Below are 247 nucleotides of genomic sequence, written 5' to 3'. Positions count from 1 at the left end.
CATCAATGTGCATAATCAAAATCCGAAACCTTTTGTCTGGACCGCCAAGGCCAATGACATTCTGCAGAAAGTCATCCGCGCAAATCGCCAGCTTGGTTCAAAGAAAAACGAAGCACTACACTAGCAGTTCGCAAGCCAGATGCTGGCGTGCACCAGCAGCAACGGCGTCGTCAATCAGGTGCAGGGCACCAAGGCGATCCGGGGCGGCTATCATTCTTCCTTTGCCACTCCCCAGATCGCCTCGGCT

General features: G+C 53.8%; 1 pseudogene. It reads left to right on the top strand.

Going from position 1 to position 247, the window contains the following annotated elements:
* Positions 1 to 124: pseudogene (locus ACO0K9_RS28190) on the top strand (IS630 family transposase); the annotation flags it as partial.
* Positions 125 to 247: the final 123 nt, after the last annotated feature.

Source organism: Undibacterium sp. Ji50W, from assembly GCF_049340445.1.
Lineage (GTDB): Bacteria > Pseudomonadota > Gammaproteobacteria > Burkholderiales > Burkholderiaceae_D > Undibacterium.
Note: the sequence above shows the minus strand (reverse complement) of the source record. Positions and strands in the feature narration are given on the sequence as shown.